Origin of the sequence: Pseudomonas sp. NY15437, from assembly GCF_048068435.1 — a bacterium.
Classification (GTDB): Bacteria; Pseudomonadota; Gammaproteobacteria; order Pseudomonadales; family Pseudomonadaceae; genus Pseudomonas; species Pseudomonas nitroreducens_B.
The window spans coordinates 66,794-79,749 of the sequence record NZ_JBLUQC010000006.1 but is presented as its reverse complement, the minus strand read 5'-3'; the positions used below and the strand labels follow the sequence as shown (position 1 = coordinate 79,749).

General features: G+C 65.0%; 12 protein-coding genes. 2 read left to right on the top strand and 10 right to left on the bottom strand.

Annotated features, from left to right (window positions below):
- Positions 1-114 precede the first annotated feature (114 nt).
- The gene (locus ACNFIA_RS15345) at positions 115-1,371 is read left to right on the top strand and encodes a sugar MFS transporter (RefSeq protein WP_416786242.1); all 1,257 of its coding nucleotides are present in this window, start codon (positions 115-117) and stop codon (positions 1,369-1,371) included.
- A gap of 56 nt (positions 1,372-1,427) precedes the next feature.
- On the opposite strand, the gene ACNFIA_RS15340 is transcribed toward ACNFIA_RS15345, so the two are convergent.
- From ACNFIA_RS15340 to ACNFIA_RS15315, 6 genes are all read right to left on the bottom strand, one after another.
- Positions 1,428-2,159, bottom strand: a complete 732-nt coding sequence (locus ACNFIA_RS15340; protein ID WP_416786239.1) for a dienelactone hydrolase family protein — start codon at positions 2,157-2,159, stop codon at positions 1,428-1,430.
- Positions 2,160-2,260: 101 nt separating this feature from the next.
- The gene (locus tag ACNFIA_RS15335; RefSeq protein WP_416786236.1) at positions 2,261-3,307 is read right to left on the bottom strand and encodes an SMI1/KNR4 family protein; all 1,047 of its coding nucleotides are present in this window, start codon (positions 3,305-3,307) and stop codon (positions 2,261-2,263) included.
- Between the two features lie 136 nt (positions 3,308-3,443).
- On the bottom strand, positions 3,444-5,348 hold the full coding sequence (gene htpG, locus ACNFIA_RS15330) for a molecular chaperone HtpG (protein ID WP_259754416.1): 1,905 nt from the start codon (positions 5,346-5,348) through the stop codon (positions 3,444-3,446).
- A 131-nt stretch (positions 5,349-5,479) separates the two neighbouring features.
- On the bottom strand, positions 5,480-6,718 hold the full coding sequence (locus ACNFIA_RS15325; protein ID WP_416786234.1) for an MFS transporter: 1,239 nt from the start codon (positions 6,716-6,718) through the stop codon (positions 5,480-5,482).
- Positions 6,719-7,165: a PaaI family thioesterase gene (locus tag ACNFIA_RS15320; protein WP_259754413.1), complete on the bottom strand. Its 447-nt coding sequence runs from the start codon at positions 7,163-7,165 to the stop codon at positions 6,719-6,721.
- Positions 7,162-7,635 carry a PaaI family thioesterase gene (locus ACNFIA_RS15315; protein ID WP_259754411.1) on the bottom strand — a complete coding sequence of 158 codons (474 nt, stop codon included), beginning with the start codon at positions 7,633-7,635 and terminating at the stop codon, positions 7,162-7,164. The genes ACNFIA_RS15320 and ACNFIA_RS15315 overlap by 4 nt, the downstream gene beginning before the upstream one ends.
- A gap of 161 nt (positions 7,636-7,796) precedes the next feature.
- Here ACNFIA_RS15315 and ACNFIA_RS15310 point away from each other — a divergent pair, with 161 nt between their 5' ends.
- Positions 7,797-8,018, top strand: a complete 222-nt coding sequence (locus ACNFIA_RS15310; RefSeq protein ID WP_259754410.1) for a hypothetical protein — start codon at positions 7,797-7,799, stop codon at positions 8,016-8,018.
- A gap of 66 nt (positions 8,019-8,084) precedes the next feature.
- On the opposite strand, the gene ACNFIA_RS15305 is transcribed toward ACNFIA_RS15310, so the two are convergent.
- From ACNFIA_RS15305 to sucC, 4 genes are all read right to left on the bottom strand, one after another.
- A complete protein-coding gene (locus ACNFIA_RS15305) occupies positions 8,085-8,846 on the bottom strand; it encodes a DUF599 domain-containing protein (protein ID WP_416786231.1) in 762 nt (253 codons plus the stop codon).
- Between the two features lie 231 nt (positions 8,847-9,077).
- Positions 9,078-10,391, bottom strand: coding sequence for a branched-chain amino acid transport system II carrier protein (brnQ, locus tag ACNFIA_RS15300; RefSeq protein WP_259754408.1), 1,314 nt, complete (start codon positions 10,389-10,391; stop codon positions 9,078-9,080).
- A gap of 484 nt (positions 10,392-10,875) precedes the next feature.
- Positions 10,876-11,757: a succinate--CoA ligase subunit alpha gene (sucD, locus tag ACNFIA_RS15295; RefSeq protein ID WP_207883052.1), complete on the bottom strand. Its 882-nt coding sequence runs from the start codon at positions 11,755-11,757 to the stop codon at positions 10,876-10,878.
- Positions 11,757-12,923, bottom strand: a complete 1,167-nt coding sequence (gene sucC / locus ACNFIA_RS15290) for an ADP-forming succinate--CoA ligase subunit beta (RefSeq protein WP_259754406.1) — start codon at positions 12,921-12,923, stop codon at positions 11,757-11,759. Before sucC ends, sucD begins: the two co-directional genes overlap by 1 nt.
- Between the last annotated feature and the right edge of the window lie 33 nt (positions 12,924-12,956).

The following is a 12,956-nucleotide window of genomic DNA, read 5'->3' as shown; positions in this document are numbered from 1 at the left end:
GCGCTGTCGAAACCGGCGAATCCAAGCGGACGCGCGCCGCGGCTTGCCGCAGCATCGTGCGTCCGCCACCCTTGCCACCGGCAAGCCCACCCCTTCTGGCCCAAGGAGTCCGTGATGGACCAGTCGCCCGCTACCCGCCACACCAGCGCCCTGATCGTGCTGACCCTGCTGTTCTTCATGTGGGGCCTGATCACCTCGCTCAACGACATCCTGGTACCGCACCTGAAGGCGGTCTTCACCCTGTCCTACGTGGAGGCCTCGCTGATCCAGTTCTGCTTCTTCGGCGCCTACTTCATCATGTCCTTCCCCTCCGGCAGGCTGGTGGAAAAGGTCGGCTACAAGACCGGAATCATCGTCGGCCTGGCCACCGCCGGCGTCGGCTGCCTGCTGTTCTACCCGGCGGCAGGCGCGAAGTCCTATGCGTTCTTCCTGGCGGCGCTGTTCATTCTCGCCTCGGGCATCACCTTGCTGCAGGTAGCGGCCAACCCCTACGTCAACGTTCTTGGCCCGGCGTCCACCGCGGCCAGCCGGCTGAACCTGACCCAGGCCTTCAACTCGCTGGGCACCACGGTCGGCCCGCTGGTGGGCTCGCTGACCATCCTCGCCATCGGCGCCGGTGCCGCGTCGCAGCTCGGCGGGTCCGCCGCCAGCGAGGCCGATTCGGTGAAGACGCCGTACCTGGTGCTGGCCGGCCTGCTGTTCGCCATCGCCGTGCTGATCGCGCTGTTCCGCCTGCCCAGGATCCATCATGGCGAGCCCACCGATGGCGTGGCCGGGCGACAGTCGATCCTCGCCCACCGTCACCTGGTGTTCGGGGTCATCGCGATCTTCTGCTACGTCGGCGCCGAGGTCTCCATCGGCAGCTACCTGGTCAGTCTGATGGGCCAGCCGGACATCGCCGGGCTGCCCGCCGAGCAGGCCGGCAAGTACCTGTCGTTCTACTGGGGCGGCGCGATGGTGGGCCGCTTCGTCGGCAGCGCGCTGATGCGCAGCATCGCCCCGAATCGCCTGCTGGCCTTCAACGCCGTGGCCATTGCCGTGCTGATCGGCATCGCGCTGAGCGTCGGCGGGCATGTGGCGATGTGGGCGCTGATCCTCATCGGCCTGTTCAACTCGATCATGTTCCCCACCATCTTCTCGCTTGCTCTGGAGGGCCTGGGCAACCTCACCAGCAAGGGTTCGGGGCTGCTCTGCATGGCCATCGTCGGCGGCGCGGTCATGCCGCTGGTGCAGGCCTTCTTCGCCGACCGCGTCGGCCTGCTGCCCTCCTTCGCCGTGCCGCTGGTGTGCTACCTGTACATCGTCTGGTTCGGTGCCAAGGGCTATCGCGCGGACGAAGGCACGGCGCACCCTGCACCACACTCCTCCTGAGTCATTCGCCCATGAAAAAGCCCGGCCGACGCCGGGCTTTTTCATGCCTGGGCCGATCAGCCGCCGAAGCGCTCGTCCAGCAGGTCGAACATGGCGGCGAAGGCGCGGCGCGCCACCTTGGCGTCGTACTGCATCTTGCCTGGGATCTGCGCATGGGGGTCGGTGAAGGAATGTGCGGCGCCGCCGTAGCTGGTCAGCGCCCAATCGACGTTGGCGTCGATCATTTCCTTGGCGAACGCGGTCAATTGCTCGCGCGGGACGAAGGGGTCGATGGCGCCGTCGAGGACCAGCACCGAGCCCTTGATGTTCTTCGCATCGGTCGGGTTCGGCGTATCCAGGGTGCCATGGAAGGACACCGCAGCCGCCAGCGGCGCGCCGTCGCGGGCCAGCTCCAGGGCGCAGCAGCCGCCGAAGCAGAAGCCGAAGGTGGCCAGCCGGGTGGTGTCCAGCGGAGCCTTGCCCGCCTGCTGCAGCAGGGTCGCCAGCGACAGCTGCATGCGCTTGCGCAGCAGCGCGCGATCATTCTTGAGCGGCATCATCGCGGCAGCGGCCTGCTCCGTGCCGTTGGGGCGAATATCCTTGCCATACAGGTCCGCCACCAGCACCACGTAGCCGCGCTCGGCGACCTGGCGGGCGATATCCACGGCGCCCTGGCTGACGCCCATCCAGTTCGGCGCCATCAGCAGGCCGGGGCGCGGCGCCGTGCTGGCAGCATCGAATACCAACTGACCCTCGAAGGACACGCCGTCCTGGGTGTAGGCGACGGGTTGCACGCTGATCTGACTCATGGGGGTAGTCCTCTGGTAAATGCGGGAGAAGCATAGCGAACCGGGATTGACCGTATTGGACAATCTCGACGTTGGGCAGGTGATCCCTGCGTGGGTGACTCTCAGGACGGCGCCTCTATCGCCAGCAAGCTGCGGACCAGGCGGGCCGCATAGTCCGCCTCGAAACGGTAGCCGCCATCGCTGTGAACGATACTGCCGGCGGCCAGCCGTGCATCCCACCAGTCCCGCAGGAAGCCGGGGGCATAGCCGCCGGTGCAGAATCCGTAGGGGTCGGCCACGTAGCTGGTGGTCAGCATCAGCGTGTAGCAGGGGCGCCGGTAATCGCTTTGCTCGCGGGAGCAGTCATGGAAATCGTCGTACGATTGGGCGAGCTTGAGGTGCGAGAACAGCCAGAACATGGCGTCGTACATCAGATGGGAATCCGCGTCGGCATGCAAGGCGAAGAAGCCCTTGGCGCGCACGATTCGCTCGGCCAGGGAGCGGATGTGCCGCTCGCCGTCGGGCAGTTCGCCCGCCGCAGCCTCCAGCGCGCGGCGCAGGATCGGCGACAGCGTGCCGCGCTGTACGGTCGCCAGGTCCGCCTCGAGGGTTTCCGCGTCGTCGTTGAAGTCGTCCTCACTGACCAGCCCGCGAATGAAGGTCGCAAAATCCGGCGCGACCTCGGTGATCGCATAGTCGGCCTCCTGGTCGACATGCACCACCCGCGGCTCGCCCTGCGGCCCGCATTGGCGGTAGTCGAGCATGATCATTTCGTGGCCGGCGCTGGGGGTATTGGCGATGGCGATACCGATGTCGGGATAGCCCCACTCGGCGCGCATGAACGCCGACCCGAGGGCACCGCCCAGGGAATAGGTCGCCGTGTGCCCGATGGCGTAGAGACCGGTAATGGCGATGTGGTCCTCGGCCCAGCAGGTCGGTTCGGTCATCGGGTAGCAGCACCGTTGGACGCAACCGCCGTTGCGCAAGCGAGCCAGCTCGACGTAGGCATCGGGCAGGCGATAGCCGAACGCCGCCTCGATCTGTGCGATCAGCTCGTCGCTCGGTGCAGGTTCCGTGTAGTGGCTGAGCGAATAGTCGCCATCGTCCCAGAATCCGTCGAGATCGACGTCGTCGAAGGCACCGGTCGCCCTCTCGTTGGAAGGTGTCATTCCTTTCTCCCGTTTGGCGCGGCATCTCCTGTCCACGCCAAGTCAACATGCGCTGCATCTGGCCCAGTACAGCGCAACGAAAAACGCCACGATTCCAGCACTGAAATCGTGGCGTTGGCTCAAGCCCGGCGGGCCCTTAGGCGGAGAGCTCCACCAGCAGCTTGTTCAGGCGGCGCACGTAGGCGGCCGGGTCCTTCAGGCTGTCCCCCGCGGCCAGGGCGGCCTGGTCGAAGAGGATGTGGGTCAGTTCGCCGAAGCGGTCTTCGTCGGCTTCCGCATCGAGCTTCTCGATCAGCGGGTGGGCCGGGTTGAACTCGAAGATCGGCTTGGCTTCCGGCACCTTCTGCCCGCTGGCTTCGAGAATCTGGCGCATCTGCAGGCCCAAGTCCTGTTCGCCGATGGCGAGGATCGCCGGCGAATCGGTCAGGCGATGGGACACGCGCACCTCGGCGACTTCGTCACCCAGCGCGGCCTTCAGGCGCTCGGCCAGGCCTTCTTTGGCCTTGGCGATCTCTTCCTGGGCCTTCTTGTCCTCTTCGGAGTCCAGGCTGCCCAGGTCCAGGTCGCCCCGGGCGACATCGACCAGTTGCTTGCCGTCGAATTCGGGCAGGTAGCTCATCAGCCACTCGTCGATGCGGTCGGTCAGCAGCAGCACTTCGATGCCTTTCTTGCGGAAGACTTCCAGGTGCGGACTGTTCTTCACCTGGGCGTAGCTCTCGCCGGTGAGGTAGTAGATCTTGTCCTGGCCTTCCTTCAGGCGACCGACATAGTCAGCCAGGGCAACGCTCTGCTCGCCGCTCTCGTCGCTGGTGGAGGAGAAGCGCAGCAGGCCGGCGATCTTGTCCTTGTTGGCGAAGTCCTCGGCGGGGCCTTCCTTCAGCACCTGGCCGAAGTTCTTCCAGAAGCCCTTGTAGGCTTCGGCGTCATTGCTCGCCAGTTTTTCCAGCATGTCCAGGGAGCGCTTGGTCAGCGCGGACTTCATCGAATCGACGATGGGGCCGGACTGCAGGATTTCGCGGGAGACGTTCAGCGACAGGTCGTTGGAGTCCACCACGCCCTTGATGAAGCGCAGGTACAGCGGCAGGAACTGGTCGGCCTGGTCCATGATGAACACGCGCTGCACGTACAGCTTCAGGCCGCGCGGGGCCTCGCGGTGGTACAGGTCGAACGGCGCGCGGGCCGGGACGTACAGCAGCGAGGTGTACTCGAGCTTGCCCTCGACCTTGTTGTGGCTCCAGGTCAGCGGGTTCTCGAAGTCATGGGCGATGTGCTTGTAGAACTCCTGGTATTCCTCGTCCTTGACCTCGGTACGCGGACGGGTCCACAGGGCGCTGGCGCGGTTGACCACTTCCCACTCGGTCTCGGCCGGCTTGTCCTTCTCTTCGCCGTAATGCTCTTTGGGCAGTTCGATGGGCAGCGCGATGTGGTCGGAGTACTTCTTGACGATGTTGCGCAGGCGCCAGCCGTCGGCGAACTCATCCTCGCCATCTTTCAGGTGCAGGACGATGCGGGTGCCGCGCTCGGCCTTCTCGATGGTCGCGACCTCGAACTCGCCCTCGCCTTTGGAGGACCAGTGCACGCCCTCGCTGGCCGGCGCGCCGGCACGGCGGGTGAACACATCCACCTTGTCGGCGACGATGAAGGCGCTGTAGAAGCCCACGCCGAACTGGCCGATCAGGTGCGAGTCCTTCTTCTGGTCGCCGGAGAGGTTCTTCAGGAAGTCGGCGGTGCCGGACTTGGCGATGGTGCCCAGGTGCGCGATGACTTCCTCGCGGCTCATGCCGATGCCGTTGTCGTCGAGGGTGACGGTCTTGGCGTCCTTGTCGAAGCTCACTCGGATCTTCAGCTCGGCGCCGCCCTCGAGCAGCTCAGGCTTGGCCAGGGCCTCGAAACGCAGCTTGTCGGCCGCGTCGGAGGCGTTGGAAATCAGCTCGCGAAGGAAGATTTCCTTGTTCGAATACAGGGAATGAATCATCAGGTGAAGCAGCTGCTTCACTTCGGTCTGGAAGCCCAGTGTTTCTTTTTGAGTCTCCACGCTCATTGTTTCTCGCTCCGAGGATGACAAATACCGCGTCATGCGGCCGATGTCAGCGAGATGGGGGCTTCCCGAACCAATTCAAGGGGTTGGAGAAAATTCGCCGACGCGCCGATGACAGCGCGCCGGCGGGCGCTCTAGCGTGCCGGCAGCTGGATGTCGGTGATTTCACTGGGGCGCAGGGTGTAGCTGGCTTCGCCCGGACCGTCGATCACCTGACGGATGACGATCCGCCCATCCGCATCCAGGCCGACGAAGACACCTTCGGCGACCCGCCCGCGCTCGGTGGTGACGCGCATGCGGCGGTTGAGGTAGCGCTGCGGATTGCCCTGCAGACGCTCCAGGGACAACTGGCCGCTTTCCGCCGCCGGCGGCAGCGGTGCGCTCGCCGGTGCGGCCACGTGCGCCGGCACGGGTGTCGCAGCGGCAGTCTTGAGTCGCGGGTAGTGGTCATCGCGTACACCCCAGCCGCGTGCGGGGTTCTTCTCCAGCGTCACCTGCAGTTCCTGCGCCTCACCGGCGACCTCGATGGCCAGCGGGACATCCTGCGGCGCCCGCTGGGTGTCGAGCACCGGCAGGCGGGTGATGACGACATCGCGGCGGCCGAAGCGGCGCTGCAGGTAATCCTGCAGCACGTGGCGCAAGGTATCGCGGGAGTCGAAGCGGGTATCGACGTCGCCATTCACGTAGCGCAAACGGTCGGTAAAGACCTCGATGTTGCCCGACAACGTGGTCTGCATGTCCGCCGGCAACACCAGGTGGAAAGCGCCTTCCATGCGGTTGGGCGCCTTGGGTGTCAGGTCCAGGTGCAGGCTGTAGCCGCGTTGCAGGCGCACCGCCTCGGGCAGGTCCTGCCCTGGGGCGAGCCAGCTGACTTCGATTTCCGGCAGGCGGCCCTTGTCGTCCGGCAGCACATCCAGGCGGACCGGGCCGCTGACCGGTGCGGCCAGGCGTACCTGGACTTCCCGGTGGGCATAGAAGTCCTGCCCTTCGCGCAGGCTGAGCACGCCGTCGATGAACTCGGCCTGCTCGGGGGCGAACGGCTTGCCGTTGAGCTCGCCCCGCAGGTTGATCGCCAACTCAGGCTTGGCGGCGGCCTCGGGCGTGAGCCATTCCAGGCGCAGGATGGCCTCCAGGCGCGCGCTGTCCTGGCTGGCGAGCAGGGTCAGGCCCACCACCAGCGGTATGCAGCCCAGGCCGCCGAGGGCGACGGCGCTGCGCGCGTGCCGCCAGTGGACCAGCACAAACAGCAACGCCAACGGCGGCAACAGGCTGGCGAGCCCCCAGAACAGGCTGCGCTCGAAGGCGCGGGCAATCAGCCAGACGTAGGCGGCGAGGATCAGCAGCAGGCCGAGCAGGATCAGCAGCGTATCCATTCAGGCGCCGTCGACCTTGAAGTGCGCGCGGGCGGTGGCGATGGGTTCGGTGCGGGTGGTCTGCCAGGCGGTAATGGCAACGTTGGCCACGCGCCGGCCCTGGCGCCAGACCTGGCACTGCGCATAGGTATCGCGGAAATGCCCTGCGCGCAGGTAGTCGATGGAGAAGTCGATGATCTTGGGCATGTGCGGGATGCCCATGAACATCAGCAGGTGCAGCAGCGCCGAATGTTCCATGAAGCCGGCGATCACCCCGCCATGCAGCGCCGGCAGCGTCGGATTGCCGATGTTGTCGGGGTTGGCCGGCAGGTGGAAGATCGCGTCGTCGCCCAGGCGCAGGCAGCGAATACCGAGCAGCCGGGCGTAGGGGATCATTTCCAGCAGCGGGTCGTAGTTCTTGCTCTCGTGCGCCGCGCGCACCATCGCCTCGATGTTCACCGTGCTCATCCCTGCCCTCCGTCGACGTCGCGCTTCACCGCGCCGGCGGAGACCGACTTGCCCATGCGCATGAAGGTACCGACCACGTGGGCGATGGGCTCGCTGGGGTCGTCCTGGTAGGCATAGCCGCGGGTGAAGATGATGTTCGGGGTCACCCGGTAGCATTCGGCAAAGCCGTAGACATCCTTGTGCGGATCGGCCGGGTGCATGTAGTCGATGCGCAGGTCCAGGGTCGGACAGATCTCGAATTGCGGCAGCACGCAGACGGTGGAAATGCCGCAGGTGGTGTCCATCAGCGTGGTAATGGCGCCGCCGTGGATCACGCCGGTTTCAGGGTTGCCGACGATGGCGTCGCTGTAGGGAAGCCGCAGGGTGAGGCCGGAGGCATCCGCCGCGTGCGCGCTGATGCCCAGCAACTGGCAGTGGCGCAGCGCCGACAGGAAGCGCTGGGCGCGCTCCAGGAGTGGGTTTTCGGACATGGGAGGGGTCGACCGATTGACTGCACGGGGCCGCATCATACCCCGGCCGTTGTCACCGCTGCAGTGTCGGAATGACGGCGCGCCGGAAGATTGGTTGAACTAATTCACACAACCTCTGCTCAAAGGGCTAACACCAGGAAAGCCGCACATGGAGGCTCCGCATGAAAAAAACCCTTCCCTTCGCTCTGCTGATCGTCGCTGGCCTCGGCCTTGCCGCCTGCGATAAGAAAGAAGAGCCGAAAGCACCGGCTGCGCCCGCTGCTACCGAGCAGCCGGCAACCCCGGCGCCGACCACGCCGCCGGCACCCGAGGCCTCCCCGGCTACTCCGGCTGCCCCGGCCACCGCGCCGCAAGAGCCCGCCGGCGGCGAGCAGAAGCAGTAACAACGCTTCTGCCGCACAGCACAAGGCCCGCCTATGGCGGGCCTTGTCGTTTCTGCCGCGGGGTGTTCAACCGCTGGGAGGGATATCGGCGTCCCGCGGTGCGTCGCCCTGGGGCGTCGGCGTGTAGACCATCACGTGGAGCACGCTGGAGTGGAATTCGCGCTGGTACAGCACGCCCACTACACCTGCCGTGACCAGCATGAAGATCCACGGGTTGATGAACCAGGCCAGCATCGCCAGGCCGAAATAGTAGGTGCGCAGGCCCTGGTTGAACTGGTGCGCCGCCAGCGACACCACGCGCGCCGCGCGTTCGGCGAAGGACTTGCGCTCCAGCTCGCCGACATTACGCTCCCCCACCATGGGCGCCGAGCCAATCAGCACCGCTGCGAAGTTGTACTGGCGCATGCACCAGCTGAAGGTGAAGAACGCATAGACGAACACCACCGCCAGGCACAGCAGCTTGAGCTCCGACAATCCGCGGGTCGGCGCCGTGACGAAAGGCAGGTCGGCCAGTACCGACACCGTGCGCTCCGCCGAGCCCAGCAGCGTGAGGATGCCGGCGAGGATGATCAGCGTGCTGGAGGCGAAGAACGAGGCGTTGCGCTCCAGGTTGCCGATCACGCTGGCGTCCGCCACGCGGTTGTCGCGCAGCAGCACGCGGCGCATCCAGTCCTGGCGGTAGAGGTGCAGCACGCTGGCCAGGCACGCGGTGTCGCGGGCCTTGGTCTTGGCGTAGCGGGTGTAGCCGATCCAGCAGAAGAGGAACCAGAGGATGGCCAGCAGGTTCCAGAAATACTGGATGTCGAACAGGTCGACGACGTCGGTCATGGTGGTCCTTGCGCGAAGTTTTAAAGGAATACGCGGCGGATAGACGCCGGATGCACGGAGAAAGACACGGCTCCCCAGCCCTTTCCCGAGCCCCATTAGTGTAGGAGCGAGCTTGCTCGCGAATCGTCCCAATGCCAGCGTCTTGGGTGACTCCGTTCGCGAGCAAGCTCGCTCCTACAGACATGAAAAAGGCCGCCTCGTGGGCGGCCTTTTTCGTTGACGCGACGAGTGTCAGGCCATCGCTTCCTGGGGCTTGCCCAGCAGGCGGTCGATCACCACCATCACGGCCAGCATGGCGACCGAGGGGATCAGCCAGGCGAGGCCTTGCTCGGCCAGCGGCAGGTGCGCCATCCAGCCCGGCATCCAGGCATCGAGCTTGGCGCCCTTGAGCGCGTCGATGAGGCCGAAGATGAAGGAGACGACCATGACCGGGGCGACGATGCGGGTCTGCGAACGCCACAGGCTGGCGCAGAAGCTCAGCGCCACCAGGACGATGCACGGCGGGTAGATGGCGGTCAGCACCGGAATCGAGAACTGGATGAGCTTGGTCAGGCCCAGGTTCGATACCAGCAGCGAGAAGCCGGCAAGAATCACCACCAGGCTGCGGTACGACAGTGGCAGGATGCGGCAGAAGTACTCGGCGCAGGCGCAGGTCAGGCCGACCGCGGTGACCAGGCAGGCCAGCGCGATGAGCACGGCGAGGAAGGTGCTGCCCAGCGAGCCGAAGGTGTGCTGCACGTAGGCGTGCAGGACGGCAGCGCCGTTGCTGGCACCGGCGGCGATGTCGTGGCTGCCGGCGCCCAGGCGGAACAGGCTGATGTACACCAGCGCCAGGCCCACGCCGGCGATCAGGCCGGCGATGATGGCGTACCGGGTGATCAGGCGCGGCGACTGCACACCCCGGGAGCGGATGGCGTTGACGATGACGATGCCGAAGACCAGCGCGCCGAGGGTGTCCATGGTCAGATAACCGTTGACGAAGCCCTGGGAGAACGCGGCGCTTTGGTAGGCCGGCTCAGCGGTACCGATGGGGCCGGCCGGCAGCATGAAGGCGGCGATGCCCAGCGCGGCCAGGGCGATGATCTTCAGCGGCGCGAGGAAGCGGCCGACGGTATCGAGCAGCTTGCCCGGATACAGCGAGATCACCAGCACTATCAGGAAGTACACCAGGCTGTAGAGGAACAGCGGCAGTGCGCCCTCCCCCGTCAGCGGCGCCAGGCCGACTTCGAAGGAGACGGTGGCGGTACGCGGGGTGGCGAACAACGGCCCGACCGACAGGTAACAGACAGCCGCCAGCAGCCCGCCGGCGATGCGACCGATCGGGTGGCTCAGGGTATCCATCGCGCCACCCACCTTGGCCAGGGCGACGACGGTGATCACCGGCAGGCCGACCGCGGTGATCAGGAAGCCCAGCGCGGCCATCCACACGTGCGGCCCGGACTGCAGGCCCACGATCGGCGGGAAGATGATGTTGCCCGCGCCGACGAACAGCGCGAAGGTCATAAAACCGAGTGCCAGGATGTCCTGGCCTTTCAAGACGTTCATGAAGGGAAATACCACAGTGCTGAAACGGTTTTGTGGTCCCCCAAGGCAGATCGACCGTACAGACGTGACAAAGCCGCATCGGACGGGACGGGCCGACTCACGCGGGGCGAGCCTGGGCATCCTGTGATGCTGCTGTCATCGGTACGGTGATTTGTTCTTGGAAGTCCGATAGCAGAGGTTTTCCATGGGCTCGTGGCCCGGTTGCTCCTGCATTCTGTTTATCCCGCCATCCATGACGGTCAGGAATCGCCGTCGCCTCCGGGTAGGAGTGGACGGTGAGCGAGCCTTCCCTTGTGGGGAACGCGACGCTTCATATAGTTGCTAGCCTAACGATCTATTCCGATGAGCTGCACTGACATACGTCAGATCGTCCGTGGAATGAACGTAGGTGTCGCCTGAACGACACTTCTTTCAGACGCCGCCCTAACGACAGAGGCCACCCGAAGGTGGCCTCTGTTGACGAACGGTTAAGTCAGCGAGGCGCTTACTTGACCGCCCAGCCGGTCAGCTCGGCCAGGGCCTTGCCGATGTCAGCCAGGGAACGCACGGTTTTCACGCCAGCGTCCTGCAGGGCGGCGAACTTCTCGTCCGCAGTGCCCTTGCCACCGGAGATGATGGCGCCCGCGTGGCCCATGCGCTTGCCGGGCGGTGCGGTAACACCAGCGATGTAGGACACCACCGGCTTGGTCACGTTGGCCTTGATGTAGGCCGCGGCTTCTTCCTCGGCCGAACCACCGATTTCGCCGATCATGACGATGGCTTCGGTTTTCGGGTCTTCCTGGAACAGCTTCAGGATGTCGATGAAGTTGGAGCCCGGGATCGGGTCACCACCGATGCCCACGCAGGTGGACTGGCCGAAGCCGGCGTCGGTGGTCTGCTTCACGGCTTCGTAGGTCAGGGTGCCGGAACGCGACACGATGCCTACCTTGCCCGGCAGGTGGATGTGACCCGGCATGATGCCGATCTTGCACTCGCCGGGAGTGATCACGCCCGGGCAGTTCGGGCCGATCAGGCGTACGCCCAGCTCGTCGCACTTGACCTTGGCTTCCAGCATGTCGATGGTCGGGATGCCTTCGGTGATGCAGACGATCAGCTTGATGCCGCCGAAGGCCGCTTCCAGGATCGAGTCCTTGCAGAACGGAGCCGGAACGTAGATGACCGATGCGTCAGCGCCGGTGGCTTCCACGGCTTCCTTGACGGTGTTGAACACCGGCAGGCCGAGGTGGGTGGTGCCGCCCTTGCCGGGGGTCACGCCGCCAACCATCTTGGTGCCGTAGGCGATGGCTTGTTCGGAGTGGAAGGTACCCTGCGAGCCGGTGAAGCCCTGGCAGATGACTTTGGTGTCTTTATTGATCAGGACGCTCATTACTTACCCTCCGCGGCCTTGACGACTTGCTGGGCAGCGTCGGTCAGGCTGGTCGCCGCGATGATGTTCAGACCGCTCTCGGCCAGGACCTTGGCGCCGAGCTCAGCGTTGTTGCCTTCCAGACGAACGACAACCGGGATTTTCACGCCGACTTCCTTCACGGCGCCGATGATGCCTTCGGCAATCATGTCGCAGCGAACGATGCCGCCGAAGATGTTCACCAGAACGGCAGCGACGTTGCTGTCGGACAGGATGATCTTGAACGCTTCGGTCACGCGCTCTTTGGTGGCACCGCCGCCAACGTCGAGGAAGTTGGCCGGCTTGCCGCCGTGCAGGTTGACGATGTCCATGGTGCCCATGGCCAGGCCAGCGCCGTTGACCATGCAGCCGATGTTGCCTTCCAGCGCGACGTAGTTCAGTTCCCACTTCTGCGCATGGGCTTCACGAGCGTCGTCCTGGGACGGGTCGTGCATGGCGCGCAGCTTGGGCTGACGGTACATGGCGTTGGAGTCGATGTTGATCTTGGCGTCCAGGCAGTGCAGGTTGCCGTCTTTCTTGATCACCAGCGGGTTCACTTCCAGCAGTGCCAGGTCGTAGTCCTGGAACAGCTTGGCCAGGCCAACGAAGATGTGGGTGAACTGCTTGATCTGGTCGCCCTTCAGGCCCAGCTGGAAGGCCAGCTCGCGGCCCTGGAACGGCTGAGCGCCAACCAGCGGATCGATGGTGGCCTTCAGAATCTTCTCAGGGGTCTCGTGCGCAACTTTCTCGATGTCCACGCCACCTTCGGTGGAGGCCATGAAGACGATGCGACGGCTGGAACGGTCGACAACGGCGCCCAGGTAGAGCTCCTTGTCGATGTCGGTGCAGGATTCCACCAGGATCTTGCTGACCGGCTGGCCATTGGCGTCAGTCTGGTAGGTCACCAGACGCTTGCCCAGCCAGTTGGCGGCGAACGCCTTGGCGTCCTCTTTGCTCTTGACCAGCTTCACACCGCCCGCTTTGCCGCGGCCACCAGCGTGTACCTGGGCCTTAACGACCCACTCGGTACCACCGATTTTTTCACAGGCTTCTGCGGCCTCTTCGGGTGTGTCGACGGCGAAGCCCTTGGATACGGGCAGGCCGTACTCAGCGAACAGCTGCTTACCCTGATATTCGTGGAGATTCATGCTTGTCTACCGTTTTCGTCTTGGGTATTGCGC

Excerpts from the sequence above, each read along its gene's own strand:
- ACNFIA_RS15345 (WP_416786242.1), top strand. The coding sequence starts at position 115 with ATGGACCAGTCGCCCGCTACCCGCCACACCAGCGCCCTGATCGTGCTG.
- ACNFIA_RS15340 (WP_416786239.1), bottom strand. The coding sequence starts at position 2,159 with ATGAGTCAGATCAGCGTGCAACCCGTCGCCTACACCCAGGACGGCGTG.
- ACNFIA_RS15335 (WP_416786236.1), bottom strand. The coding sequence starts at position 3,307 with ATGACACCTTCCAACGAGAGGGCGACCGGTGCCTTCGACGACGTCGAT.
- htpG (WP_259754416.1), bottom strand. The coding sequence starts at position 5,348 with ATGAGCGTGGAGACTCAAAAAGAAACACTGGGCTTCCAGACCGAAGTG.
- ACNFIA_RS15325 (WP_416786234.1), bottom strand. The coding sequence starts at position 6,718 with ATGGATACGCTGCTGATCCTGCTCGGCCTGCTGCTGATCCTCGCCGCC.
- ACNFIA_RS15320 (WP_259754413.1), bottom strand. The coding sequence starts at position 7,165 with ATGAGCACGGTGAACATCGAGGCGATGGTGCGCGCGGCGCACGAGAGC.
- ACNFIA_RS15315 (WP_259754411.1), bottom strand. The coding sequence starts at position 7,635 with ATGTCCGAAAACCCACTCCTGGAGCGCGCCCAGCGCTTCCTGTCGGCG.
- ACNFIA_RS15310 (WP_259754410.1), top strand. The coding sequence starts at position 7,797 with ATGAAAAAAACCCTTCCCTTCGCTCTGCTGATCGTCGCTGGCCTCGGC.
- ACNFIA_RS15305 (WP_416786231.1), bottom strand. The coding sequence starts at position 8,846 with ATGACCGACGTCGTCGACCTGTTCGACATCCAGTATTTCTGGAACCTG.
- brnQ (WP_259754408.1), bottom strand. The coding sequence starts at position 10,391 with ATGAACGTCTTGAAAGGCCAGGACATCCTGGCACTCGGTTTTATGACC.
- sucD (WP_207883052.1), bottom strand. The coding sequence starts at position 11,757 with ATGAGCGTCCTGATCAATAAAGACACCAAAGTCATCTGCCAGGGCTTC.
- sucC (WP_259754406.1), bottom strand. The coding sequence starts at position 12,923 with ATGAATCTCCACGAATATCAGGGTAAGCAGCTGTTCGCTGAGTACGGC.